The 25,585-nt window shown below is 58.9% G+C and carries 19 protein-coding genes and 1 pseudogene; 3 read left to right on the top strand and 17 right to left on the bottom strand.

Going from position 1 to position 25,585, the window contains the following annotated elements; genetic code table 11:
- Window positions 1-15 precede the first annotated feature (15 nt).
- The 5 genes from tilS to AC06G8_RS00380 form a co-directional block, all read right to left on the bottom strand.
- Complete coding sequence (gene tilS / locus AC06G8_RS00400) at window positions 16-1,467, bottom strand: tRNA lysidine(34) synthetase TilS (protein WP_480284078.1); 1,452 nt, start codon at window positions 1,465-1,467, stop codon at window positions 16-18.
- 33 nt (window positions 1,468-1,500) lie between these two features.
- Window positions 1,501-2,439: a protein kinase domain-containing protein gene (locus AC06G8_RS00395; RefSeq protein ID WP_447665170.1), complete on the bottom strand. Its 939-nt coding sequence runs from the start codon at window positions 2,437-2,439 to the stop codon at window positions 1,501-1,503.
- Window positions 2,423-3,148, bottom strand: a complete 726-nt coding sequence (locus AC06G8_RS00390; protein WP_447665169.1) for a vWA domain-containing protein — start codon at window positions 3,146-3,148, stop codon at window positions 2,423-2,425. Before AC06G8_RS00390 ends, AC06G8_RS00395 begins: the two co-directional genes overlap by 17 nt.
- An 89-nt stretch (window positions 3,149-3,237) precedes the next feature.
- Entirely contained in the window at window positions 3,238-4,272 is a 1,035-nt protein-coding gene (locus AC06G8_RS00385; RefSeq protein WP_447665168.1) for an NADH:flavin oxidoreductase/NADH oxidase, read from the bottom strand.
- 392 nt (window positions 4,273-4,664) lie between these two features.
- A complete protein-coding gene (locus tag AC06G8_RS00380; protein WP_480284077.1) occupies window positions 4,665-5,522 on the bottom strand; it encodes an AraC family transcriptional regulator in 858 nt (285 codons plus the stop codon).
- A 208-nt stretch (window positions 5,523-5,730) separates the two neighbouring features.
- Here AC06G8_RS00380 and AC06G8_RS00375 point away from each other — a divergent pair, with 208 nt between their 5' ends.
- Complete coding sequence (locus AC06G8_RS00375) at window positions 5,731-6,333, top strand: DUF1349 domain-containing protein (protein WP_447665166.1); 603 nt, start codon at window positions 5,731-5,733, stop codon at window positions 6,331-6,333.
- 103 nt (window positions 6,334-6,436) lie between these two features.
- On the top strand, window positions 6,437-7,429 hold the full coding sequence (gene mgrA / locus AC06G8_RS00370) for an L-glyceraldehyde 3-phosphate reductase (RefSeq protein WP_447665165.1): 993 nt from the start codon (window positions 6,437-6,439) through the stop codon (window positions 7,427-7,429).
- Window positions 7,430-7,503: 74 nt separating this feature from the next.
- Here mgrA and AC06G8_RS00365 read toward each other — a convergent pair whose 3' ends face one another.
- From AC06G8_RS00365 to AC06G8_RS00310, 12 genes and pseudogenes are all read right to left on the bottom strand, one after another.
- The gene (locus tag AC06G8_RS00365) at window positions 7,504-8,199 is read right to left on the bottom strand and encodes a hypothetical protein (protein ID WP_447665164.1); all 696 of its coding nucleotides are present in this window, start codon (window positions 8,197-8,199) and stop codon (window positions 7,504-7,506) included.
- Window positions 8,196-9,086: an ABC transporter ATP-binding protein gene (locus AC06G8_RS00360; RefSeq protein WP_480284076.1), complete on the bottom strand. Its 891-nt coding sequence runs from the start codon at window positions 9,084-9,086 to the stop codon at window positions 8,196-8,198. The genes AC06G8_RS00365 and AC06G8_RS00360 overlap by 4 nt, the downstream gene beginning before the upstream one ends.
- Window position 9,087: 1 nt before the next feature.
- Window positions 9,088-9,459 (bottom strand): GntR family transcriptional regulator, encoded by a 372-nt coding sequence (locus AC06G8_RS00355; RefSeq protein ID WP_447665162.1) that lies wholly within the window; start codon window positions 9,457-9,459, stop codon window positions 9,088-9,090.
- A gap of 170 nt (window positions 9,460-9,629) precedes the next feature.
- On the bottom strand, window positions 9,630-10,385 hold the full coding sequence (locus tag AC06G8_RS00350) for a hypothetical protein (protein WP_447665161.1): 756 nt from the start codon (window positions 10,383-10,385) through the stop codon (window positions 9,630-9,632).
- Window positions 10,386-10,502: 117 nt separating this feature from the next.
- Entirely contained in the window at window positions 10,503-12,998 is a 2,496-nt protein-coding gene (gene spoIIE / locus AC06G8_RS00345) for a stage II sporulation protein E (protein ID WP_447665160.1), read from the bottom strand.
- 434 nt (window positions 12,999-13,432) lie between these two features.
- A complete protein-coding gene (gene pilO / locus AC06G8_RS00340; RefSeq protein ID WP_447665159.1) occupies window positions 13,433-14,206 on the bottom strand; it encodes a type 4a pilus biogenesis protein PilO in 774 nt (257 codons plus the stop codon).
- On the bottom strand, window positions 14,190-15,713 hold the full coding sequence (pilM, locus tag AC06G8_RS00335; protein WP_447665158.1) for a type IV pilus biogenesis protein PilM: 1,524 nt from the start codon (window positions 15,711-15,713) through the stop codon (window positions 14,190-14,192). Before pilM ends, pilO begins: the two co-directional genes overlap by 17 nt.
- 18 nt (window positions 15,714-15,731) lie before the next feature.
- Complete coding sequence (locus AC06G8_RS00330) at window positions 15,732-16,499, bottom strand: prepilin peptidase (protein ID WP_447665157.1); 768 nt, start codon at window positions 16,497-16,499, stop codon at window positions 15,732-15,734.
- 13 nt (window positions 16,500-16,512) lie between these two features.
- Window positions 16,513-17,028 (bottom strand): type II secretion system protein, encoded by a 516-nt coding sequence (locus tag AC06G8_RS00325; protein ID WP_447665156.1) that lies wholly within the window; start codon window positions 17,026-17,028, stop codon window positions 16,513-16,515.
- A 35-nt stretch (window positions 17,029-17,063) separates the two neighbouring features.
- Window positions 17,064-18,272 carry a type II secretion system F family protein gene (locus tag AC06G8_RS00320; protein WP_447665155.1) on the bottom strand — a complete coding sequence of 403 codons (1,209 nt, stop codon included), beginning with the start codon at window positions 18,270-18,272 and terminating at the stop codon, window positions 17,064-17,066.
- Window positions 18,273-18,275: 3 nt separating this feature from the next.
- On the bottom strand, window positions 18,276-19,319 hold the full coding sequence (locus AC06G8_RS00315; RefSeq protein ID WP_447665190.1) for a type IV pilus twitching motility protein PilT: 1,044 nt from the start codon (window positions 19,317-19,319) through the stop codon (window positions 18,276-18,278).
- 96 nt (window positions 19,320-19,415) lie between these two features.
- Window positions 19,416-21,081 (bottom strand): annotated as a pseudogene (locus AC06G8_RS00310) (GspE/PulE family protein).
- Window positions 21,082-21,386: 305 nt separating this feature from the next.
- Here AC06G8_RS00310 and AC06G8_RS00305 point away from each other — a divergent pair.
- The gene (locus tag AC06G8_RS00305) at window positions 21,387-25,541 is read left to right on the top strand and encodes an Ig-like domain-containing protein (RefSeq protein ID WP_447665153.1); all 4,155 of its coding nucleotides are present in this window, start codon (window positions 21,387-21,389) and stop codon (window positions 25,539-25,541) included.
- Window positions 25,542-25,585 lie beyond the last annotated feature (44 nt).

The raw sequence follows: 25,585 nt of genomic DNA, 5'->3' as shown, positions 1-25,585 counted from the left end.
ATCCAATAAGCCTGGTTATTCTCCATTCTCTTCGCTGCCGAGGCCTCGGGCCGGATTCGGCGCCGATTCGACGACGAGCAGCCGCCGGCTCTCCGGCTCCGCCGCAGCTTCCGCCGAGCGGCGGATGCCCGGAATCCAAAGGATTGTTCCCTCGCCGTCGCACAGAAGCGGCAGCAAGTCCCTGCGGGAAGGCGGAACCTTGGCGTCAACGAACATATCTTGCACCTTTTTGGTGCCGTTTAGTCCCATGGCGCTCATCCGGTCGCCTGCCCTGCGGGGCCGCACGGGAAGAGGAAGCGACAGCTTATCCAGGTCGAATACGGCGCGGTGCGGACCAGCCTGCGCCGCCTTCCCGACTGCGTCCCCGTCCAGATCTTCCAGCGTCCGGAATGCAAACAGAAGGCCCGCCTCTTCAAGAACGAGCCGTCCGTCCAGCGGAGCCTCGCGTTCCTCCAGGGCTGCCTTCACGGCGGGGCGCCGCTCCCAGGAGAGCTGCCCGTATTCCCGGCGGAAGCGCAGTCCGCGGGAGAGGTCGATGCGCCAGTTGGACGGCTCCGCCGCCAGGGCGCCAAGACGTATATTCTCCACCTCTTCAAACCCGGTGGGTTCCTTTTCCAGAGCGAGATAATCTAATATTAGTTTAATCAATCTCCTTTGTAAAGCGACGTGGAGACCCGCCAAATCCGCGCCACGCATCGTCATTCCGCCTGCGGTGGAGGCGACCAGAGACCGATGGAGGGACTCCGTTTCCCGGTCCAGGAAATCCGCTTCCGCCGAGGCGGCCTCGGCAAGCCGGCACAGCGACGGCCGGAGCCGGGAGTTGAAACGCTCCAGCGAAGGAATCGCCTCGAGCCGAACGGCGTTGCGGAAGTAATCCGGATGTTCGTTGCTGCTGTCCGTGAAGGAAGGAACGCCGAAGCGGCTGCAGTAATCCAGGAGGTCCGACTTGCCTATACGCAGGAGAGGACGGATAAGTTCCACTCCCCCTTCGCTGCGCCGGGGCGCAATGCCCGCAAGGCCGGACGGCGCCGTGCCACGGATGATCCGCATCAGCACGGTCTCCGCCTGGTCGTCCGCATGGTGGGCAAGCGCGATCGCCGACGCCCCGTGGGCTGCCGCGGCTTCATGCAGGAACTTGTAGCGCAGCTTGCGGGCCGCATCCTGCTTGTTGCCGCCTCTTCTCTCCAGATAAGCCGGCACATCCAGCTCCGCGGAATAAAAAGGGATGCCGAGCCGCTCGGCGAAAGCCCGCACTCCCTCATGCTCGGACCTTGACTCCTCCGGCCTGAAGCCGTGATTCGCATGGGCCGCCCCAAGCCGCAGCTCCCAGCGCCCGGCAGCTGCATGGAGCGCATGCAGCAAAGCCATGGAATCCGGCCCCCCGCTGACGGCGACGACGATCGCCGCCCCCCGTTCCCAGAGGCGATCCTTGAATCCGCGCTCCAGCTCTTCGACCAGCCTCTCCATGCTCCAACCCTCCCCCTTTAAGAACGCCTTTTCTTATCCCTGGCCGAGCAGAAGCCAGTACAGGACCGCGGCGAGCGCCCCGGACGACAGCAGGAACAGCGCCTTCGTCCATCCCGGAACGGCGCCCTTCCGCTTCTTGGGGCCGCCTCCCGTCCCGATTCTCCGCATGACGACGCTCCATGCCGCGCCCGCCTCCTCCGCATTTCGGAAGCCGCCGGCAAACGCCCTCTCCAGCCAGCCTGCGAACGGACGCAGCTCGGGGCATTCTGAAGCAAGCTTCAGCAGCTCCTGCGGCGAGCGGTTTTGCGGCAAGGTGCCGGCCGTATGGCGGTAGAGCGCCTTTTCTTGAAACAGCTGGACGCACAGCACCCCGAAGGAGAAAAGGTCGTAGGCCGCGTCCGAAGCGCGAGTGCCCGCATTCCAATAGCCGCGGTCGTAAATCTCCGTGAATTGGCGGATGCTCTTGCCGAACGCTGTAACGCCTCCGTAATCGACCAGCTCCACATGCCCGTATTCGGCTGCGAGAATATTGTCCATCTTGAGATCGCCGAAGGCCCATCCCGACTCATGCAGCTCGGCCAGACGCTGCAGCAGGTTGTAGCCCGCGATCGGAAACCATTCCGGCCCCCGGGCAGCAAGAAAGGCGGGGAGCTTCGTTCCCCGCACATATTTCATCACATAGAATGGATATTCCTTGCCGCCTGCGAGCTTCAAATCGTCGACGTCATGCAGGAAAGGCTCGGCCCGGCTCCCGGCCCGGCCTTCCAGCGCCTGCAGCACGTTGATCTCGGACTGCAGGTCGACCGTGTCCGAGCCGACCTTCAGCGCCAGCAGGCGCCGGTCCCGCTCGACCAGGTACACTTTGCCGTTGGCCCCTTCTCCGAGCATGCGCTCGACCCGGTAGCGGCGTTTGCGCCACTTGCCGGTGATGACCATGCCTTTATCCAAATGAAGCTTAAACGACGTATCCACTCATCATCCCGTCCTCTTCGCCGCCCCGCCGCCGGTCGTCCCTGCCGCGATAATGCTCGATGACCTGCAGCAGAGCGGGGCCTGTCGGCGTCGTGCCGCGCATCTGCAGCTTGGGAAACAGAGACTGCACGCCGCTCAGGTTCGTCGTCCAGTCCATATCCAGGGAAGCGTCGTCGCCATGCCCATTGCCTGGGAAATGAAAGACGGACAGCTCGCTGATTCCCTGCCTCGACTGCAGGCTGAGCATCAGGTCGCGGATGGCTTCCTCCACGGCCGCCATCTTGGGCTTCATGCTTGCGCTGGCGTCGATGAGCAGCGCGACCCGCAGCTTGCTCGTCTCTCCGAGCTCGTCCATCACGCGCACGACCTCGCTGCGCTTCTCCGGCGGCAGCTCCTCGATGGCGCCTTGGCCGCCGAGCACCGACTTCAGTTCCTTCTGCACGACCTGCTGGATCGTCTGCACGACGGTTTTGCGCGTCATCATCTGCACTGTCTGCGACAGCTGGCGGGTGCTCGCCATCCGGCTCATGCCGCCGCCCGCATGGGCGATCTCCTGAATTTCCTTGGCTCCGTATTCGCCGAGGTCCCCGCCGTCGAGCACGCCGACCACATTCACCGTAATGCCGTCCGACAGCGCCTGAGCCGCCGCCACGACGGGGCTGAGGCCGACATTGGAGCAGCCGTCCGTTATAAGCAGAATTTGTTTCATGATTTGCCCTCCAGAACTTGGGATGCAGGTAAGTCTAGAAATCAACTTATCTATCTACCAGCTTTCCCGATTCTGGAAGGATTCATAACTTAGCGCAGAGGATATCCCCGTTTGTAAGGAACCTGCTCCGTGCGGCCGCCCTCCGTCTTGAGGATGGCATTGACCGCCCAGTAAGGATTGCGCAGCATCCCGCGGCCGACGGCCGCCAGATCCGCATCGCCCGTTCCGACGACCGCGGCGGCGACTTCGGGCTCGTCGAGCATGCCGACAGCGATGACGGGGAGGCCCGTCTCTTCCTTGATCCTGCGAGCCATCGGAACCTGATAGGCAGGGTAGTTGCCCGGCTTCAGATCGCCGTTCGGAGGCGCCTCGCCGCCGGAGGAAACATGAAAGGCATCGACTCCGGCTTCCTGATAGCGGCGGGCCAGCTCGGCGCCGTAGTCCAGATCGTACCCTCCTGCGATGTATTCGATGGCCGAGATCCGCATGACGAGCGGCATGCCTTCCGGCAGCACCTCTTTGACCGCCCGGATCACCTCGCAGCCGAAGAGCATTTTGTCCTGTCCGTACTTGTCCGTCCGATGGTTGAGAGACGGGGAATGGAACTGATGGATCAAATAGCCGTGGGCGCCATGCAGCTCGATCGTGTCGAACCCGGCTTCCACCGCGCGGCGGGCGGCTTGACGGAACAGCTCCACCTGGGCTTCCGCCTCCTCCGTCGTAAGCTCCCGGGGAGTCTTCCAGCCCTCCGGCTCGACGGGAATCGGAGAAGAGCTGACCGGCACCGCCGCATCGGTCGCCTTGCGTCCGGCATGCGCGATCTGCACCCCGACCTTGGCGCCGTAGCGCCGGCACTCGTCCACGATGCGCTTATAGGCCGGAATCTGCTCATCCGACCACAGGCCGAGGCAGCGGTTCGTAATCCGTCCGTCCGGCTCGACATTGGTCATTTCCATAATAATCAGCCCGGCTCCACCAACCGCCCGCGAGACATAATGCACATAATGCCATTCGTTCGGCGTGCCGTCCTCGGCATCAACCGAGTATTGGCACATCGGCGGCATGACGATCCGGTTCTTCAGCTCGAGGTTCTTGACGATGATCTTGTCCGACAGCTTGGCCATTCCACTCTCTCCTTCTTTCTCTGCTTCCGGTAATATCGACTTGCCTCTATTATATCCATTCCGCAGGCAAAACAAAAAAACCGCGTTCCCCTCGGCAGGGGAACGCGGATAGAAAGCGGCCTTTAGGCCTGGACGGTGGAGCGCCGCAGCAGCATATAAGAGACGGCGGCCAGTCAAGGCGCAGGCGAGCAGGAGGAATGTCGTCTGGACGATCGTAAAGTCGAGCTTCATGAGCCTCCATCTACAGACCCGATTGAGCGTGATTCGAACTGATTCTACGTGCTCAGGCAATAAATCATTCCGGCCATACTCCAACCAAACTCAATTAACCCGTACACAAAAGGGAGTTTTATGGTCATGAAGCAACAACGGCCTCTAGTTATTTCTTTCAATTATTCGGCATTATTTCGAATAGACCTAATCGTTCGAAAATTCCGGGGCGGTATTCCTATTTTCTTCTTAAACATTTTGGAAAAAAGAAGCGGGTCCTCATATCCGACAGAGCGCGCAATGTCGGCGATCGACAAACGGGAGTCGCGAAGCAGTTCGCAGGCTTTCTCCATTCGGTATTTCATCAGATAGTCCTGTGGCGACATGGACAAGGCCTCCTTGAACAGGCTTGCCAGGTAAATCCGATCGATGCCGACGTTAAGCGCGATGTCGGATATGTAAATCCGGTTGCCGAAATTCATGTGCACATACCCTATTGCTTGACGGATATACCGCTCTTTCTGGCCCTGCGGCCTACCGCTCTGGTTTCGTTGCGTGACAACAGCCAGGTCGGCGAGCTCTTTGAAAAAGCGGTATAGCGAACTTTGGCGAGCGAATGCCAAGCTTGCACTATATGCGCTATGAGCATCGAATGCATGGATGAACGTCTCAAACCACGAGTAGTCTGCAGCGAAGAATATGGGATTGTCTCGCGTCAAATTAATTTCCGCAAGCAATGGTTCCGCAGAACTGCCGCTGAACGCCAGCCACGAACAAATCCACGGATCCGTTTCGTCGGCGGTATATTGCGATACCGAATCGGGGTAAATCAAAAAACCTTGCCCCCTGCCCAGAGACCAGGTCTTCCCTTCCGCCTTGAAGACACCTTTTCCGGAATGAATGAAATGGAACTTATAGTGGTCCTTGACCCCAGGCCCCCAGTTATGACCAGGACAGCCGGATTTCTTGCCCGTGATAATGATAAAGTAAGTCAAACCCGGTATCCATTTCGACTCCCCCTCACCAACAATTCCTTTCATTATGCCATATTAATCTTTCATGACAACATGGAATTATTCCTTCGCTTCCTTTATTTTTGAATAAGCACAGATAGGAGGAGATTAAACCGGGAACTGCATATGGGAAGGTTCCTAAGACGAGTGGGATCAAAAAGAATGCCGCCAGTCTCAATCAAAGCCTGAGAACGGGAAGATAGCTGAATAATATAAATCGGATTGAGGGATAGATGTGGGAAATATCATCTTATCAAGCGCGAATATTGGAGACCCTTCGATACAAGGTTCATTCAAACAGCAAGCCGGACGTTACGAAATTGTCGCGGGCGGCGAAGACATATGGGGTGTCAGAGATCAGTTCCATTTTGCCTATGTCATTCATACAGGCGACTTTGATTTTAAAGTCCGTTTGGAGTCGCTGGACATGCCTCACTTATATACGAAGGCAGGGATAATGGCTCGTGCAGCTCTGGACGCCGACAGCCCTCACGTATATATGATGGCATTCCCCGATAATAGCCTGCGAAATAAAAACAACGGAGGCTGCGAGTTTCAATACCGTGAGACAGCGGGCGGCGATAGCGTTGCAATCTATCCCGATGATTATACAACGGTGCCGCCGGAGTTCCCTGTCCAATATCCGGATACATGGCTGCGTCTGAAACGGATTGGCGACGAATTCACGGCATTTCACAGCTCGGACGGTCGGTCTTGGAAGCGCTATACTCAATTTACGATGAAGCTTTCTCATGAATTTTATTTAGGTCTGGCTATTACTTCACATGCAAGCGAAGCTGCCACCACGGCTGTTGTAAATGACATTACTCTCGAATAATCAGCGGTCATAACCCAAAATCCAAGAATTGCCCGCAGAATAGCCGTTTCTTTTGATTACCCATGCAAACCATACGAAGCACAGATGAAAGGATCGTGATATCGTGCCTTATCAAGCAAATAAAAACCGCTACGGTTCCATGAAATATTTCCGCACCGGAAAATCCGGACTTAAGCTCCCCGGAATTTCGCTCGGCTTGTGGCATAATTTCGGGGGGGTCGATAGTTTCGAAAATTCCCGAGCCATGCTGCTCCGGGCATTCGATCTGGGGATTACGCATTTCGATTTGGCTAACAATTATGGGCCGCCTCCAGGATCTGCAGAAGAAACGTTCGGCGAAGTGCTGCGAAAGGATTTGAAACCTTATCGGGACGAGCTCGTCGTCTCGACGAAAGCCGGATATGGGATGTGGGAAGGTCCTTACGGAGAATGGGGTTCCAGGAAGTACCTGATTGCCAGCTTGGACCAAAGCTTGAAACGGATGGGACTGGACTACGTCGATATTTTCTATTCTCATCGACCGGACCCGGAAACACCAATGGAAGAAACGATGGCGGCGCTCGATCAAGTCGTTCGTCAAGGGAAAGCGCTTTACGTAGGCATTTCGAGCTACAGCCCCGAACAATCGGCCGAAGCCATCCAGATTTTGAAGCAGCTCGGCACGCCGATGCTCATTCATCAACCTTCCTACTCGATGCTCAATCGTTGGGTGGAGGATGGTCTGCTTGATGTGCTTGAAGAAAATGGTACAGGCAGCATCGCCTTCTGTCCGCTGGCTCAAGGGCTGTTGACAAGCCGCTATTTGTCTGGAGTTCCGAGCGATTCCAGAGCAGCAAAGCCGAACACGTTTCTTCGCGAGAACGACGTCAAGGAAGAGACGGTCCAGAAGGTGAGAAAACTGAATGAGGTGGCGGCCGCACGCGGACAAAGCCTCGCGCAAATGTCTCTTGCTTGGGTGCTTCGCGGCGGCAGAGTAACCTCCGCACTGATCGGAGCGAGCAAAGTAAGCCAAATCGAAGAAAATGTTGCCGCTCTAAACAACCTTGAATTCAGCACCGAGGAATTGCAAAAAATCGATGACATTTTGAAACCGTAACCTTTGTCTCTGCTATAAGAGGCTGTCTCATAAGTCATTGTTGGTGACTTAATGGGACAGCCTCTTTCGATTTTCTACGCCTGAACCGTGGAACGCCGGAGCAGCATGTACGAGACGGCGGCCAGCGCCAACGTGCAGGCGAGCAGGAGGAATGTCGTCTGGACGATCGTAAAGTCGAGCTTCATGAGCCAACTGCCGACGCCCCGCCACCAGTTTTTGGCCGTCACGACCGCCGTCCAGCCTCCTAAGCCGAGCATCGACAGGAGGAAGAAGGAGAACAATCCTTTCTTGCCGAAGCGGCGGAACAGGCTTCCCGTCGCCATGCCTCCGAAAAACATGAACAGCAGCAGGCTGAAGAACGTCCATAGCGCGAGTCCCGCTCCGGAATCGCTGAGGTAAGGAATCTCGAAGAAATGAAGACCGACTCCCCAGCCATCGGTCGCCTGTTCCAGCAGAAGCATAACGGTCAGCAGCAAGGCCGACAGGAGAATGAATCCGCCGGCCGCCGCGGCCGTCCCGGCAAAATAGCTGCGGCGGGTGATACAAAGCCCGAGCGAGAAGGAGAACGTCTGGTGGATGACGACCATGCCGGCCACCAGCATATAGATCAGGATGGACAACAGTCCGCCCGTCGTGAAATTTTCCGGCCGCGCGATGAGTCCGATCGCAAAATTGACGATGAAGCTTGACAGGAGCACCATCCAGGGAATGTACAGCCAGGTCCACTTGTCCCTGGCATGCATGAGCGCTACGCTTGCCGTCCGGTTCATGCCGATCCCTCCTCGTTTCCGGATTCATTTGCGGTCATCTGCACGACCAGCTGCTGCAGGGTGAGCGGCGCCGCCTCAAGGCCAGCCGTCTTGGCTGCCGCCATGCCGCCGTCGCCCAGCTCTCCGAACACTGAGGCGCGGAGAAATCCACCCAGAGGCTCCTTGCCCAGCACGCTTCGTCCCCGAAGGAAGGCGTCCACCTTGGCTGCCGGACCTGCCACGCTGTACGCCCGCGACCGAAGCAGCTCCGCTTCCTCGTCCAGAATAAGCCTGCCGCGGTCGATCAGATAGATGTGCTCCAGCAGCCCGCTCACTTCGTCGATAAGGTGGGATGAAAGCACGATCGTACGGGGAAGCTCGGCGTATTCCTGAATCAGATTGCGATAGAAGATTTCCCGCGCGACCGCATCCAGGCCGAGGTAAGGCTCATCGAACAGCGTCAGCTCGGCGCGGCTGGCAAGGCCGACGATGATGCCGACAGCAGACAGCATGCCGCGGGAGAGCTTCTTCACGCGCTTCTTCACCGGCAGACGGAATTCCTTGAGCAGCTGCTCCGCCGTCTCCTGGCTCCAGCGCGGGTACAGCGACGAAGCTACGGCCAGGACATCGTGCACATGGAAGTTTTCCAGGTATTTCTGGCTCTCTTTAATGAAGCAGATTTTGCGGAGCATCTCTTCGTTCTCGAAAGGATGGCTGCCGAACACCTTGACTTCTCCCGATGTGGCGAACAACTGGGCGGTCAGCACATGCATAAGAGTCGTCTTGCCCGCCCCATTGCGTCCGAGCAGCCCATAGATCCGGTTCTCCTCCATCTTCAGCGTAATGCCGTCCAGCGCGTGCTGCCCTCCATAGGTCTTCGTAAGCCCATTCAGTTCCACGGCATGCATGTCATCCGCCCCTCCCTTTGTCCGTTATGAGCGAAGCGAGCTGCTCCCCGCTTATGCCCAGCTTCTCCGCCTCCTGCAGCAGCGGCACGATATACTGCTCGTAGAACTGATTGCGCCTGCGCGCCAGCAGCTTCTCCCTTGCGCCCTCCGCCACGAACATGCCGATTCCCCGCTTCTTGTAGAGAATGCCTTGATCCACCAATAGATTCACTCCCTTGGCCGCCGTCGCCGGATTGATTCCGTAGAACTGGGCGAAATGAGTGGTCGACGGCGCCTGCGCTTCCTCCGCCAGACTTCCATCGACGATGTCGTCCTCAATCCGCTCGGCAACCTGCATGAAAATCGGGCGGCCGTCATCCACCGGAAACGTCACTATATCCACCACCCAATTGGTTAATTACTCATGTAACTAACCATATAACCTATGCATCACCCTGTCAAGAGGTGCAGGCAAAAAAAGACCGGCAGCCCGAATGGGGGCTGCCGGTCTGCTTTATGGGAACGCCTTGCCCGGATGAGGGCGGGCGATATTGGAATCGGGTCTTAGTCCAGGCCTTTCGTCACCTCCTCTTTCCGGCTCCCGAAGGAGCCTCTCTCCACGCACTCGCCGCATGGACTTCTTGCCGGACCGAGCCGCATTCGGCGGTCATGGAGCCAGGCCGTTCGTCGACGCATGGCCGGCTTCTCCTCAAGCTGTGCGACGACAACCTCTATCTTCGGATGAAATCCTGCTGACTTCGTTCTCTTATCCGCACTCATGCTGTCATCCCCGGAGGCTTGCTGCTCCGCAAGCCGGCCTGTCGGCGAGCCATCCCTCGCTTGAGACGCCGATCGTCCGCCCTGCACCGCGACCAGCTGCGACGACCGCTCCGCTTGTCGATGCAAGCCCGGCTTGCCGCCGCCCGCGGACAGCACCTCCATCCTGCCTTCGGCATACCCTCTCTGCTCTGCCTGATGGGCGGCTGCCGACGCTGCTGCCGTCTCCATCAAAGCCGCCGCGAAGACGCGCTGCGCCATCCGCTCTTCCGCTGTCCAGAGCCGCTTGCCGCGCTTGCGGTCGGTCCGCAGGCGCATCCGGTCCATCTCCCTCAGCAGCATCTCCTGCAAGCGCAGCTCCTCGAGCCTCAGCTCTTCCTCGCGGCGCTTGGCCCGCTCCGCCTCGCGCCGCCGCTCTTCCTCCAGCTTGCGGGCCTCCTCTTCCTGCCGCTTGATCTCCTCCAGCCTTTGAAGCTGCTTCATGAGCAGATTCTCGCGCTTTTTACGGGAACGGGCACCGCTTTTACGGATGGATATCGCCATGGGAATTGTTCCTCCTAAATAATTGGGTTTTGGACGCTCCGCAAGGGAGACGGCTATCATAGCCCTCACGCCGATCTCGGGCGCAAGGAACGGACTTGGGGGGAAAACAAAGCGACTTCAGCTCACCGTGCGGGGACGCTCGAACTTGTTCACTCCCTGCCAGCGGAAGGACGCCCATTCCGGCACATGCTTCTCAATCTTCGCCACGACGACCGTCATGTCGTCGACGATCTCGCCTTTGTAGTGGCGAACGACCCGCTCCAGCAGCGTATCGGCAATCTCCTGCGGATCCGTCGTCTGCATCTCCTGGATCACCCTTTTCATCCACAGCTCCTTGTTCACCGCGTGGCCCGGCGCATCGTAGATTCCGTCCGTCATCATGATGAGCGTGTCCCCCGGCTGCAGCTGCATGCTGATGAGATCGACGTCGATTTCCTGCAAAATGCCGATCGGCAGGTTGTTGGCCGCCACGGGTATGACCTCATTGCCCCTCTTGATGAAGCTTGGCGTCGACCCGATCTTCATGAAGGTCGTATTGGCCGTGTACATATCGATCAGAGCCACGTCGACCGTGGCGAACATCTCATCCGGCGATCGGAGCATCAGCACCGAGTTGACCGACTTGATCGCCAGCTGCTCGTCCATGCCGGACTGCAGCAGCTGCTGCAGGATGCTGAGCGCTGTGCTGCTCTCCAGCCGCGCCCGCTCCCCGTTACCCATGCCGTCGCTGATGGCGACCGCGAACTTGCCGTTGCCAAGCTCGACGGTGCTGAAGCTGTCTCCCGACAGCAGGTCGCCGCCCTTGGCCGCTCCGGCGATGCCCGTCACGATCTCGTACTCCTTGGCGGAACCGAAGACGACCAGGTTCGGCTCTCCGTGCTTGGCGGGATTCCGCTCCGCCTTTACCGCGACATGCTCGCCCAGGATATCACTAAGCAGCGGCGCGATGATCTTGCGGCTTTCGTCATGCCCCTTAGGGAACGTGTGGTACACCTCAATCTCAACATTTCCTTCCTCCAGGCTGATAATATCGAGTCCATGTATGGACAATCCCAGCGACTCCAGCGCGTCGCGGATCTGCTCCTCCTGCAGATGAAGCGTCTGGCCCTCTCTCTGGATCTCCCGCGCGAGATCCTCCATGATCTGCGAGACGCCGCTCAGCTGATCCGCAACGAGCTGACGCGATTCGAAGATCTGCTTTTTCCAATGAAGATCATGCTTGTACCGCTCATGCTGCTGCTGCAGCGCCGCTATCACCAGATGGGTTTTGCTGCAATGGCTCGTCCAGGTGCGGGGCTTGTCCTTCCGGATTCCGTCATGGCCCTCGTCCACCGCCGTCATCATTTCCGTCATCATCTTATAAGTGTCGTAGAACTTGCCGTTCCAGCACATATCCTTGCGGTGGCAGTTCGAGCAGACCTTCTGGGAGGCTGCATTCATAAAATGCTGGATCTCTTCCTCCGCGGGCTTCTGCGCCGCCGGCGTATTGAGCTGTCCGAAGCTGCTCGCCAGCTGGCGGAACACTTCCGAGAACTGCGTGACCCGCTGGGCCGTTACTTCCCGCACTCTTTTCGCATATTCATGCTGGGACTTCACATGCTCGCTCGTGCCGGGCACATACCTCGAGATCATCTTCACCACGATCTTGGGGGTGAGCAGGAACAGCGCCGCCGCTGCGACCGACTCCCAGGTGCTGGCCATCACATCCGTCTGGCCTCCTATATAAAGAGAGAGAATGGAGGAACCGAGCAGCATCCCGAAAGCAACGGCCATCCGGCCGCCTTCCTTCATCAGCCCGGCAAGCATTCCGGAGAACGCGAGCAGGCTCATCTGCACGATCGCATTCAGGTTGGCGAGGCTGAGGATGAGGCCGGCGACGACGCCGACCGATGCGCCGAGGGGGGCTCCGCCCGCCAGCGCGAACAGCAGCAGCATGTAACGGGAGAGCACATGCTCCAGGGACAAGCCCGAGACGCTCCATCCGACCGCCCCGGTCATCACCGACGCCATCAGGATCATGAGGCAGATGATCTCCTCATTCTTGAGCGCATTGCTCTTGCGGGTGAGCGTCAGCACCGGGATCGCCTGGACGAACACGAGCGTCAGGACGAATGCCAGCGCCGACTCCACGCCGACCATCATGAGATCGTACCAGCCGAGCGTAGAGTGGACGAACGCCCCGAACAGCTTCACGACCAGCGTGGCGGCGAAGACGAGGATGGGGGCTTGGGACAGCTCCGCCTTCTCGTACATTTCCAGTCCCTTGAGGAGCAGGAACAGCACGGCGATCTCCATCGCGATCGGGATCACGCTCGGCGTCGCCGCCAGCAGGCTTCCCGCGACGAGCGACACGGCCGCCAGCTTGTACACGTCCCTTCGGAGGAAGAAGACGACCGCGAAGTATGCGGGAGCGAACGGCATCAAATTTTCCAGAATGACCGCCCTTCCGAGCAGGAACCCGACCAGAGCCAGCAAGATCGTCCACCTCTTCGAGGCGATCAGCTGCACCGCTCTCAGGGAGGCGGCTCTTTCCTTTCCTTTGCGCAGCGCGTCCGCCGTACGGCTTGTCCGCTGCTGTCCCGGGAACAGGACGATGTTGGCCTTTTCCTTCATACCGGCACCACCATTTCCGCTTTGTGTAGGTCTGATTATAGAGGGCCGTTTTAAGAAAGTTTGTCAGAACAAGGGTCCGCGCCAAAAGTTTTTTCCGACAAAACCTCCGGCTTGGCGAATACGCCGCGCGCGTTTGTCGGCGGCAGGCAAGAAAGCTTGCCGCGCTTGAAGCGGCGGGATGCGCGGCTGCGTCCATACCTTGCAGGCCATGCGGGGAATTTCACCTTCTGAAAGATTCTTAACGGGATTTAGTTCATTGCTTAACCCGTCGAATGGAGGTGGCGCCTGTCGGGATTGAAGGAGATCAGGGGAAAAGTTTTTGGCATAATCGGGTATAAGGCGAAAGAAGGGCTGCTGCAGTCGAAGCTTCGGGGCCGAAAAGACGCGAAAAAGCCGGTCCATGAGGACCGGCTTGGATGAAGAAGTGCTTGCAATTACTGGCTTGGCGCGGAGGACTCCGCGAAAGGAAGCAGGGCGTCTTCGACCTGGCTGCGGTAGGAAGGGTCGAAGTAGGCCGTGAAGGCGAAGTTCACGGTCAGCTCCCGTCCGTCCTCCGAGCCGGAGGCGCCCCGGGCGATCTCGAGCGAGTCGACGGTCGTAATCCGTTCCATGAGGTTCACCTGTTCCACGTAAGCCAATATGGACTCGTAGCTGCCTTTGATCACAGCAGCGACCTGCAGCTTTTTGGGTTCGGACGCTGCGGCTTGGGCTTGTCCGCCATCTTGGGCTGCCCCGTCCGGCGATGCCGTCTGGCCTTCCGCAGCAGCGGCCAGAGAATCGGACGCGGCGTCGGGAGCCGCTTCATCCGAGCCTGCGGCAGCGCCTTGGACGCTGCCGGTTCCGGCTGCCGTCCCGCTGCGTTCGAGCAGCGGCTCCGACGCGGACAAGTCGCCGGCGAAGCTCAGCGAAGCATGGCTGACCTTGGCTTCGGCGCCGATGCGCTCCAGATCGAGCGCCAGCTGCTCGGTATTGTCCCAGTAGGGCAGCGCTCCCTGGACGCCGTCGACGGGACGGGCATCGGCTGCAACCTGCTTTTCCGCCAGCTTCTTGCGCAGCACTTCGGTCAGCCTCTCTTGCTGGGCGATCTCTCCGTCCAGAGAGGCGGACTTGTCGAAGGCCGGCTTGACGAAGTAGAAAGCGTACAGCAGCAGAAGCAGGAACAGAATGACAGCCGTGAGCAGGATAAGCGTATTACGGCGCCGTGCCATCGGCTGTCGCCTCCTTCTCTTGCTGTTGATTGGCCGGCATGATGCGGATGGAATAGGAAACCGTCAAAGCCGAAGCGGTGCGGGCATCGCCCGGGCCAAGGACGGCTCCCGAATCGGCGGCGGCGATCGTGTTCATCTCCGCATGGCCGATCCAGGAAACCCTCCGCAGATCGAACAGGTACTTCGAGGCATCGCCCAGCGTCGCCATTCGGACGTCGGCGAGGAGCTGGCCTCCCTTGGCATACCGGAAGTTGACGAGCCGGGAAGCCGGAGGCAGAATGTCCTCCAGACCGCGGGCGAGCGCGGCAACATCCTGCTTGGAGGCGCGCAGCAGCTCGGCTTGCTCGTACGGATCGGAGCCGCTTGCCGCGGAGCTGCCGGCCTTGCTGATCTGCCGCTGCAGCGCAAGCCGCTCCTGGCCCAAAGCGAGTATCCGCTCTTCTTTGCGGGACGCATCTGCCGTTGCCGCCGCATAGCCGTAGACGGACAGAGCGGCGCAGGCGATCCAGGCGACCGCGATCAGCGACACGGCCAGCGGAGCGTAGCGTTTCTCGCGATCGATGCGCGGCAGCAGCGTGAGCCGCCGAACCGATTCGCTGCGGACGAGCAGGCCGCCGGGAATCAAATAATTCTCGGCGATGTCCGATTCCATGCCGGCCGCGATGGAAGCCGCTCCCGCCTCATAGAAGTCTACATCCGGCAGCGCTTGGCGCAGAGCGTTCATCAGCGTTTTGGCGCTGTCGCCTCCGCCGGACAGGATGCCCTTCGTAATCTTGGAGCTTCCTTCATGGATGCCGAACTGGTAGAAGCTGAGCATCCGCGAAATCTCGGCCGTCAGCTCTCCGACGCGCAGGCCGCTCAGCCCTTCCGAGGTTCCGTCTTCGTCGATGGAACGAATGAAGACAGGATTCCCCTCGTGGAACATGGCGATCTCCACCGAAGCTCCCTTGAGATGAATGTACATATGGCCCGAAGGCGGCTCCAGGTTGAGCGGATTCACCGCTCCCTGGATGGCCGTCGCCGCGATGCCCGTGCCGACAACCTTGATCCGGGCTTCCCGGAGCATGGAGACGAGCGGATCGATCCAACTGCGCGGAGCCGCGTAGACGAGAACCTGTGTCGTCTCCTCTCCGCGAACGACCGGCACGTAATCGTAGACGGGATTGTCGAAGGGAAGATGCATCGCTGTCTCCACCTCGAGGTGGATGAGCTCGCGAAGCTCCCTGTCGTTCACCGCCGGAATCATCAGCCGCCGGACGATGACCTGGGAAGTCGGCACGGCGAGGATGGCCGAGGCCCCCTGCAGCCGCTCTTCCTTGGCCCACTGGCGGATGGAGATGCGCAGGCTTTCGTCATTGATGATTCCGTCCTGCTCGATGAGCCCGGGCGGGAACGGGTAGAAGCCGGTCTTCTCGATCTCCCATCCATTTTTCTTCCGTAGAGTCGCATACCGGATTCCGGAGGCGTCCACCGTCATCCCGATCCGCTTGCTGCCCATTGCGAGCATAGATATCATCACTTCCCGCTATGTGAATAAAGTCAGGTAACCGTCAATCAGCGCATCTCCGTATCCGTAAGCAATGAGCGCGCCCAGCGCCAGGTAAGGCCCGAACGGAATCGGCTGCCGCGCAGCGCCGCCGCTTCGTTTCTTGGCCCGGAGCTGGATACTGCCGCCGATCGTGCCTGCCAGGCTGCCGAGCATGAGCGCCAGCAGCGTTCCCGGCCAGCCGAGCGCGAGACCGAGCACCGCGAGCAGCTTGACGTCGCCGAGCCCCATCCCTCCCCGGCTGAGCAGGGCGGCGGCGAGCAGAATGCCTCCGCCTGCCAATGCGCCCAGCAGGTAATAGAGGATGGTGTGCTCGCCGGGGCAGAATATGCGCAGCGCCAGAAGTATCGGCGCGAAAGCCAGCAGCACCGCGTTGGGAATCCGCATATAGCGGATGTCCGACACGGTGACGATGACGGCGAGGCTGGCCAGCAGCATGCCGATCGCCCCCTGCGCCGTCAGGCCGAACCGGAGGTAGGCCCAGACGAACAGCAGGCCGGCCGCCAGCTCGCCGGCCGGATAGAGCGCCGACACGGGCGCAGCGCAGTGTCGGCAGCGTCCCCGGCTGAGCGCATAGCTCAGCACGGGCACGAGGTCCCGCGCGGCGAGCCGCTGCCCGCAGGACGGGCAGCTCGACGGCGGCGCGACGAGCGACTGGCCGAGCGGCACGCGCAGGCCGACGACGTTGAAGAACGAGCCGCAGGCGAGGCCTAGGAGGAAGAGGTAAAGAGTGATTATGACGATCATGCTTACCTTAAAATCATTGTAATTGGTCAGCTGTGAATACTACATCAGTAGCTGAGTTTGCTACATCAATACTGATACTCGCAAATTCATTGTCCGTAAATGTGACATTTCCTCCTGAGATAGCTGCTCCAGTACTCGGTAAAGTGAGATTGTTCTCTAGAAAACCCTCTGAAGCGAGTCCAGGACTGGTTGCAGATCCATAAATAGGAATTACTCGATCGCCAGCTCCTGCATTTCCATTCATTTCACTTGTTACATACAATTTAGCTGCATCTCTAATTTGACGAGCCGTGTTCAAATCGGAAGTGTCTCTAGAATTGTCCATTACTCTCCCAATCAAAGGAATCGCAATCGCAGCAATAATACCCAAAATAACGATAACAGCCAAAAGCTCGATCAGCGTGAAGCCCTTCTCATCCTTCTTCAGACGTTTCAATACTGCTGTCATGTCGATCACTCCCATATTCATTGATTTGTTGTCATTCTCAAGGGCATCAGGGTTCACTGTATGCCCCGCCTTGCCTTCCAACCTGCCAATCCATCTATGTCATCCATTCTTGTTGTCTATCCCATCTGCCCATACAAGCTGAACATCGGCAGCATGATCGCCGCGACGATGAGGCCTACAACCCCCGCCAGGAACACGATCAGAAGCGGCTCGATCAGCGACTTCAGCCGGTCGACGGTGTTGTCGACGTCCATCTCGTAGAAGTCCGCGACCTTGGCGAGCATCTGATCGAGCGCGCCGGTCTCTTCGCCGATCGCGATCATCTGCGTCACCAGAGGCGGGAACACCCACGCCTTCTTGAGCGGCTCGGACAGCGGGTTGCCCCGCCGCAGCGAGTCCGCCGACTTGCGCAGATAACCGGCGATGACCCTGTTGCCGACAGCCTCCTCCACGATGTGGAGAGACTGCAGCATCGGCACCGAGCTCGCATAGAGCGAGGACAGCGTGCGCGACACCTGGGCGATGGCGCCCTTCTGCTGCAGCTTGCCGAATACCGGCATCTTCAGCTTGAGGTAATCAAGCCCGTATCCGCCCCGGTCCGTACGCGAAATGCCATAGATGCCGCCTACGACCGCAATCGCGACGAGAATCCAGACGTACCATTGGTTCTCGACGCTTTTGCTCATCGCCATGACGATCTTGGTGATCGCCGGCAGCTCCGCGTTCATCGACTCGAACATCGCGACGAACTGCGGCACGATCGCCTTGAGCAGGTACACGACCGCAGCAATCGCCAGCAGGCCGACGATGACGGGATACGTAAGCGCAGACTTGATCTTCTCCCGCGTCACATGCCCCTTCTCGAAGAACGTCGCCAGCCTCTCGAGCGTCCCTTCCAGATCGCCGGATTCCTCGCCGGCTCGAATCATGCTGGTGAACATGACCGGAAAGATCCGCTTGTGATCCTGCGCGGCTTGGGAAAACGAGCTGCCCCTCAGCAGGGCGGAGTGCACATCCTGCAAAGCCTTGCGCAGCGCCTTGCTCTCCGTCTGCTGCGCGAGAATCTCGGTCGCGTCCACGATCGTGACGCCGGCGCGGATCAAGGTGGCGAACTGGCGGCAGTAAACGATGAAATGAGCCATCTTGACGGGATTGCCGATATAGATGTCCATGTTGAACACGGTGTTCCGGTGCTCATCCAGCGAAAGGACGATGAGGCCGCGCCGGCGCAGCTCTTCCATCGCGGACGCCTTGTCCATCGCCGTGAGCATGCCCTTCAGCTGCTTGCCGCTGCCGCTTTTGACGTGGTATTGAAATTGCGCCAAGCGTCATTCGCCCCTTTCGCTCAAATAAGCCCTGGCTTCCGCCGAATCGGCCAGCCCCTGCTCGAGCAGCATCCTCACGCTGCCCTCCAGCGTGCACATGCCTTGCGCCCTGCCGGTCTGCATGACGCTGCGGATCTGGTGCACCTTCTCCGTCCGGATCAGGTTGGCCACCGCCGGAGTGTTCACCATGATCTCCGCCGCGCACAGGCGGCCCGTGCCGCCCGCCCGCCGCAGCAGCCGCTGCGACTGCACGGCAATGAGCAGCGAGGCGAGCTGGGAGCGGATCTGCCCCTGCCTGGATGCCGGGAACGAATCGATGATGCGGTCCACCGTCTGCGGGGCGTCGGCCGTATGCAGCGTCGACAGGACGAGATGCCCCGTCTCTGCCGCCGTCAGAGCGGCGGCCATCGTCTCCGGATCGCGCATTTCGCCGACCAGGATGACATCGGGCGCCTCCCGCATCGCCGCGCGCAGTCCGCTCTCGAAGCTGGCCGTGTCGACTCCGACCTCCCGTTGGTCGATCAGCGACTTTCCGTGGGGGTGGACGTACTCGACCGGATCCTCCAGCGTCACGATATGGCGGCTCGATGTCCGATTGATATGCCCGATCAACGAAGCCAGCGTGGAAGATTTGCCGCTTCCCGTCGGACCCGTAATGAGCAGCAGCCCTTGACGGCGCTCTGCCCATTCCCGTGCGACGGCCGGCACTCCGAGCTCTTCGAGCGAAGGCACCGAGGCAGGTATGACCCGCGCGGCAAGACTGATGCCTCCCCGCTGGCGAAAAGCATGAAGGCGGAACCTCGCTCCATCCGCCTCATAAGCGAGATCGGCCTCGCCTTGCTCGCGCAGGCTGGTCTCCATGACGCTGCCGAGCAGCGGCAGGATCATCGCCTCCGTATCGGCGGCGGCGAGCGGCGTTCCCCAGCTCTCCAATCGTCCGGCCGTCCTCAGCATCGGAGGCGCGCCAGGCGACAAATGAAGATCGGAGCTTCCTCTGCGGCGGGCTTCGCCGAGCAGCTCCAGCATCCTGTCCAGCGGCTGCTTCATCGCGATCTCTCCTGTCTCATGCTCATTCTCCGGTTCCGATTCATTCCACATGCAACTAGGTGAAATCCTATTATTGAAGAAGAGCCGGCCGCTCTTCTATTGCATGACCGCTTCGCGCATGACCTCCTGAAGCGTGGTCAGCCCTTGCCTTGCCTTCTCCATGCCGTCCTGCAGGAGGCCTGCCAGTCCGGCCCGCTCCGCAGCGGCTCGCATCTCCAGCACCGATGCCTCGCTGCCGATCATCCGGCGCAGCTCGTCGGATACGGCCAGCACCTCGTGGATGGCGATCCGTCCCCGGTAGCCGGTCTTGCTGCAGTTGCCGCAGCCCGTGCCGCGATTACAGCGTATCTGTCTCCACGCCGTAGCTGCGGAGCAGGATGGCTTCCTGCTCCGTCGGGGCATGCGCCTGCTTGCAGTCGGGGCATACCCGGCGCACGAGCCGCTGCGCGACGACGCCGACGAGCGAGCTGGCGATCAGGTAAGGCGCGATGCCCATGTCCCGGAACCGGGTCACCGTGCTGACCGCGTCGTTCGTATGCAGCGTCGACAGCACGAGATGGCCCGTGAGCGAGGCGCGGATGGCGATCTCCGCCGTCTCCGAATCCCGGATTTCCCCGACCATGACGATGTTGGGATCCTGCCGGAGAATCGAGCGCAGGCCGGCTGCGAACGTCAGGCCGATCGCCGGATTGACGTGGACCTGGTTGATGCCTTCAAGCTGGTACTCGACCGGATCCTCGATGGTGATGATGTTTTCGCTGTCCTTGTTGAGATGCTGCAGCGCAGAGTACAGGGTCGTCGTTTTGCCGCTGCCGGTAGGCCCGGTCAGAAGCACGATGCCGTAAGGCGATTCCACCATGCCTTTGAACAGGCTGTAGTTCGGAGCGCTGAAGCCGAGCTGGTCGATGCCCTTGACGCCGACGCTGAGATCCAGAATCCGGAGCACGAGCTTTTCGCCGTGTATCGTCGGAAGCGAAGAGACCCGGATATCGACGGTGCGGTAATCCACCTGCATCTTGATGCGTCCGTCCTGAGGCAGCCGGCGTTCCGCGATGTTGAGCCGGGCCATGATCTTGAGTCGTGCCGTAATGAAGCCCTGCATCTGCTTCGGAATGATCCGCTCCGAGCGCAGCATGCCGTCGATCCGGTAGCGGATGACGACCTGGCTCTCGCCGGGATCGACGTGGATGTCGGATACCTGAAGCTGGACCGCCTGCTGGATCATGCCGTTGACGAGCCGCACGACAGGAGAATCCTCGTCGGTGATCTCCATCTCCCCGATGTCTTCCTGCAGCGGCAGATCTCCCATGATCTGGCTCATAGAGTCCTGCAGGCCGTAGAATCGCGCGATCGCCCGGTTCAGCTCCTCCTTGCTGGAGATGGCCGGCTCGATCCGGAAGCCCGTGCTCATCCGCAGCTCCTCGATCGCGAAGTAGTCGAGCGGGTCCGCCATGGCGACCATCAGCTTGCCGCCTTCCTTGTGCAGCGGGATGACCTGGTAGCGGCGGGCAAGGCTCTCCGGAATGATCTGGGCGATCGAAGGGTCGATCTGATATTTGAACAAGCTGACATGCGGGATGCCGAGCTGGAACTCCAGCACTTCGATGAGCTGCTGCTCCGTGATATATCCCTGCGCGATCAGAAGGTCGCCCAGCTTCTGCTTGGATTTCCCCTGCTCGCGCAGCGCTTCCTGAAGCTCCGCCTCCGTAATGACACCGCTCTCCACAAGCAGGTCGCCCAGCCTCTTTTTCCCCATGCTCATGCCTGCTCCGCCCTCCGTCCGTTGCTCTATGTAGTAGTAATTCGGCAATTGGAATCAATTTTTTTAGGTCTTAGGTCTGGAATTTAACTCTATTTTCAGGACGGAATGTGAAATAACATTTAACAAGTATTGATATATCGTTATAAACTCTCATAATCATGGCCGATTTCGGCTCGATACCAATCCTTTGAAACTATTTTTTTACCGAAATATATCCTTATTCAGGCATTTGAATTATAATCTTAGATGCCTAAAATAGTCTATATTCCCTATAAAACTTTCGACATTCGGAAGGAGAGTTTATCATGCCACGCAGCCGGCGCGCCTTCGTCTTCTATTCGCTCATCCTGTTCCTTCTGATCCAATGCCTTCCGCTAGGAAAAGCTGCCTCGCATGTCTCTGCTGCCAGCGCGGGCGACCCCGTCCGCATTCTGGAAATCACCGAATCCGGCAAAAGCGACCTCAGCCTCGGAGCCGGGTACCAGATCGACACCTTTCCCATGAAGAGGTTTGTCGCTTTGCGGACCGATATCGACGGCCTGTACGACGCCGTATACATCGGCAAGGGCCTGTACAGTCCCGAGGGTATGACAGAGACGACGGCCGCCAACCGCCAGGACAAGCATAATACTCTCAACAAGCTCAATGACATCACCAACCTCAAGGCCCAGGCCATCCTGGACGGCTATGTCAACAAAGGTCTGCTTGTCTTGCTCTACAGCGACGCGGCCAGCAAGAACGGCTTGCTGTACCAGCAGACGAGCGCCGGAGTCCTGACTCCCGGAGTACTGAATGAAAAATTCAGTCCCTTCAGTACCGCTTCAGGGAGAAGAGACAATGTCCTTTATATCAATGCGGCAGGGCTTCAAACTCTCGCCGCCACACTCTCTCAACCTAAATATGCTTCCATGCTGAACCAGCGGCCGCAGCTAAAGCTCACCGCTTCCCCTGTCAACTATTCCAAAAATCCGAATCAGATCTATCGGTCGGGAGAAACGCTGTCCTTTCAATTCGAAAAACCGGACCGCAGCGGGCTCCGCACCAATCTCTATCTGAATCAAGATTCCTCACTTCCTTATGCAACGGATCAAATCGTGGCTACATCCGATACGTCCGGCCCGACAGGCAGCCTCGAGTTCAGGTTGCCCCGCGGCTTCTCCGGACTGTATTATTGGAAGCTGGAGCTTTTGGATATGGAGAGCGGCCTCAAAAGCTACACCTCCGGCATCATTCGCTTTCGCGACAAGCAGACCCAAATCAGCGTACTGCAGGTCATGCCCAATAACGATGCGAGCAGCGCTTTGACCAGCAGCACTCGTATGAACCAGTCCTATTTGACTTCAGACGACTATAAGATCAGCATCCGCACCATAGATATGACCGGCTTCAACCGCAAAGGAACGGAAACAAGCTACGACATGATCGGCAACGGTCGTTACGACATGCTTATCTTTGGATTCAAGGATTCCTACAACACCACCGCCGGCATCTCGCAGGCCGCGGCAGATGCCGTCAAGGACTTCATCGGGACGGGACAAAGCGTCATGTTCACCCACGATACCGTCTTCATCAGCGGCGGCACCACGGATAATATCTGGACGAGCAACTTCAAAACGATTACGGGCCAGACCAAAACGTATACAAACATCGGCTACGGAGCTCCACTCACCTCGACGACCGTTCAAAATGTCAACGACGGATTATTGACGCGCTTCCCGTTCAACCTCATTACAGATTCGGCCGGAAACGCGCGGACTCCAGAGGTCGCGAAGACGCACGATCAGTATTTTGTGCTGGATCTGGAGGACCCGAGCATCGTGCCCTGGTACAACATATCCGGTGGACTCCGCGATGACAGCGGCAAAAAAAGCTATGACAGCTATAACCACTACTACACCTATTCCAAAGGGAATGTCACTTATTCGGGCACAGGACACGACCTGAGCTTCCCGCCGTGGGAGCAGCAGCTGTTCGTCAACACGATGTACCGGGCCTACATGGGGTCCAATCACAAGCCGGAGCTGAACGTGCAGCTTCCGGTCGCCTACAGCGCTGCCGCGGCCAACATCATTCCGGCTTACCAGGACATTCCAGTGAGCTTCACTCCGGAGGATCTCGACCTGAACGACCGCAAGCTTCAGGCAAAGGTCGAGTTCACCTACACCAAGAACGGCAAAAAGGTCACGGAAACCAAATACCAGTCCAGCCAAGCGCTTTCGGGAGCCCTCATCTCGGAATCGTATTCCAATCCCCTCCCGCAAGGCGGGGATATCGAGGTTAAAATCTCGGTGCAGGACAAGCAGGGAGCCCGATCGGAGATCTCCATTCCGGTCAAGATTGAGGTCGTATCCGCGAATCTCGAGGTATCCCGAAGCATAGACGGTCTGTACAAGGACCCCATGGCCATACGCGGCAAGGACTTCCAGCTCAACTACCGGATCCTTCCCAAACCGGTGCAGAATCGCCAGGGAGAAGCTAGCCGCATGGTAATAGCCTCGCCCGTCTTCACGGAGAAGCTGCCCGCCAACATCGAGGTGAGCGGCCTCCCATCCGGCTTCACCAAATCGGGCACCCTTGCCGAGGGCTATACGATAAGCGGCAATCTGGCCGATATCCAGTACCGGCCGGATGCGTCCGGGTCGTCATACTCCGCCGATCCCATTTCGTTCACCGTGACTGCCAATGCAGCGAAGACCGACAGGTATTCCATGAATGCCGCTGCGCTCAGCTTCCGCAACATCGGCCAGCTGACGCCCTCGCAAGCCACGTTCAACGCCGTATCGCTGGAGGCGGTCGTGCCGCTGACGAAGCTGGAGATTGCAGGTGCCGAGCTCGGCGTCGGCGACAGCTACAAGCTGATTCCGGTCTATGAGCCTGCAGATGCGACGATTACGAGACTCAACTGGAGCTCGAGCAATCCATCTGCAGTCAGCGTCACCGATACCGGCATCGTGACGGGACTGCAGCAAGGCACCCGCTCCATCATCACCGTCACGGACAAGATTACCGACCTCAGCTCCTCCGCCGAGGTCATGGTCATTCAGACCGGCCTGACCATCTCGGTGAAGAGCAATCAGCTCACATATGTCCTGGGCAGCCGGATCGATCTTCAGGCCGCTCTAGTGAAGTCAACGGGCAGAAACGTGACCAGCAATGCCATCTGGACCGTCTCTCCGCTGCAAGCAACGGACATGGGCATCGAGGACACGGCTGCGATCGACAGCAAGACTTGGAGCGGCTCCTTTTATCCGACTGTTCCCAAGAGATACACGATCAAAGCTGTCGTGAACACCACCGGCGGTGCATACGAGAGCAATACGCTTGTCCTTGATGTGGTCGAACCGGATCTTACGCTGACTGGTCCTAATCATATCGTCACCGGCGACAACAGGGCACAGTGGAGCCGCTCCTGGGGAGATATCGTTCCTGTCGGCGATCCATCCAGGCCACTCATTTACCGCTGGTCGTGGAGCCCGCTGAACGGCGCTTCCGGAGCCTTGTCCGGGAATTCGGATTCTTTGAGCAGGAAAATGGAAGCGATAGCGCCGGGCAGCGGCATCCTGAGGCTTGAAGCTCTGCAGAAGCTGCGTGCGGGAGATAAGGATAGCGAGGCCATTACCCTCAGCATCCGGACCATTAATGTCAACATCGTGGCCAAGCCCGAGCTGGCTATCGGCAAGAGCAGCCTGCTGCCTTCTCAGACGAGTAATCTTGCGATTCGATGGGCCGGCGCAGCTCCTCCCTACTCTGTATCCTGGACAGCCGGAAACGGACTGGACATTTCGGACAGCAGCAACGCAGGCGCCACCTTGACGGCCTTGAAGCCGGTGAGCCCTGCCGGCAGCATCGAAGCCATAATAAGCATGAGAGATACCGGATATACGTTCCCGCTTCAGACCGCTGCATCTGTGCGGACACCGATTCTGCAGATCAACGGTATCGGAGAGCTGCTCCTATCCGGCCAATCGGCGGTAAGCTCCGCCATCTGGTCGTCTGGCGAAGATTTGCCGCTGAGCCCCCTCTCCTGGTCGCTGGGGAGCGGAGCCGCGCGGGTTCAGCTAACTCCGATTTCAGGATCACCAGGCATGAAGCTCAACGCCCTATCACCCGGCCCGGTCACCCTCCAGGCTGGCGTCAAGCTTACAGATGCGTACACGGTTTCCGCCAGTAAGGTCTTTACCGTCGTTGATTACAGGCTTGCTCCCAGCCTGACCCTGATCCAGAAGGATACCATTCCGCTTGATAAAGTGCTTACCGTGCTGCCGGACAAGTCCTATTATGCCAAGGTCAGTTCCATGTTGACCTGGACCAGCAGCAATCCTAACATCGCTGACGTCAGTCAAGGCCAGATCGTCGCTAAAAACCGCGGTACTGCTACCCTGACAGCGAAATATGGTCAAACCGACGTCGTAAAAACGATTCAATTGACCGTTACCGCCCCTTCAGGCGACCGTTACTGAATCACGGATTGAAAAATAATAACCAACCCCCGCAGGGATTGCGG

The organism is Paenibacillus sp. SJS-P3 (assembly GCF_056711585.1).
Note: the sequence above shows the minus strand (reverse complement) of the source record. Positions and strands in the feature narration are given on the sequence as shown.